This is a genomic window from Lysinibacillus sp. CNPSo 3705, assembly GCF_028674935.1.
Lineage (GTDB): Bacteria > Bacillota > Bacilli > Bacillales_A > Planococcaceae > Lysinibacillus.
Genome location: NZ_JAQZSD010000162.1, coordinates 1 through 1,339, shown reverse-complemented (window position 1 = coordinate 1,339; position 1,339 = coordinate 1). Strand labels below are relative to the sequence as shown.

Sequence of the window (1,339 nt, the reverse complement as noted above, 5' to 3'; positions counted from 1 at the left end):
TTCCTCTTCTGAAAAAAAAGAGTATATAAATGAAAATTTAACTTTTGAAACAGCTTTCGTAGTAAAAAGATTCGGAGATACAAATTTAGCAAAAACACTTTATACTGTACTTTTAGCAAAAGACAATGAAAATGTAGCAGTTTTAAATAATTTGGCCGTAATATATATATATGAAAAGCAATACGAAACTGCTTTAGAACTGTTATTAAAAGGAGAAAAATTAGATCCAAATGATAAACATATTAATAACAATCTAAATGACGTTCGTAAAGCAATTGAGGAATTAAAACAAAGGCCAAAACGAATGAAGGATTACTATTTTAAAAAAACCGATAAGTTACAAAAACAAATTCTTTTTACTATTTATAAATTATTAGATGCCCCTGATTTTTCAATGACATTAATAAAAGAAACAATAAAGATTAATGACACACATTTCTTTAATAAGAAATTAAATCCTTTGCTGGAGAATGGCTTAATTGAAGAACATAATGGGGAAATTAAATTTGATGCTACGATTCAGGAATTAGTTGAATCTTGGGTTGACCCGAAGATAGAACGACAGGTCATTAAAGCAAATAAAAATAAATTTTATCGACCAATATTCTATCATGAATCTGAAATCAATTTATACAGAGTTCTTATCGAAACATTTCCGCAACATCTTGTATTTCCCAATATGGATTTAAAGGCGATTATTGATTTAGATAAAGTAAAAGAGTTTTTATCAAACGACGAAATGTCATATTTATTTAAAGCACATGTAGATTTTGCGATTATAAATACCACAACCTACTTTCCGATCATCTGCTTTGAAAAAGATAGTGATTATAATGATAGTAAGCGTGCTGAACAAAATGGGATAGTGAAAAATCACATTTTTGAAACTAGTGGTTTGCCTTTAATTCGGGTTCGCTACAATGCAGCTATGGATTATGAGCGTTTAAAAGAAGAGATTAAAACTACAACAAAACAATTTTTATTAGATACACAATCAGAATATCCTGAGAGCAATCTTCTTAGCGAGTTTGATTTAAAACGATTTGGTATATATGATTCTTCAATTGATGAAGTTGAATTAAAAACTTTTTGGAATGAAATTGTCGGGGAAATAATTGCTCAAAGTACGTTAGAATTTTCATTTAATAAAGAACAAATGTTATTGAGTATTACTCTTAATAAACAAGCAGAAATGATTATTAGCATTGGTCTTGATAGTATAAAGACAAAAATTTACAATAGATATCCGCAGTTAAATCAAATTAACTTTTATTATGAATAAAGAAATACTACTGATTGAATAACTTATAATATCGAGTTCTTTCTATTATATGTATAG

At 27.5% G+C, this 1,339-nt stretch carries 1 protein-coding gene; it reads left to right on the top strand.

Going from position 1 to position 1,339, the window contains the following annotated elements; genetic code table 11:
- Positions 1-1,282: DUF2726 domain-containing protein (locus PVA17_RS24775; protein ID WP_274069344.1), on the top strand; the 1,282-nt coding region annotated here is incomplete at its 5' end.
- Positions 1,283-1,339: the final 57 nt, after the last annotated feature.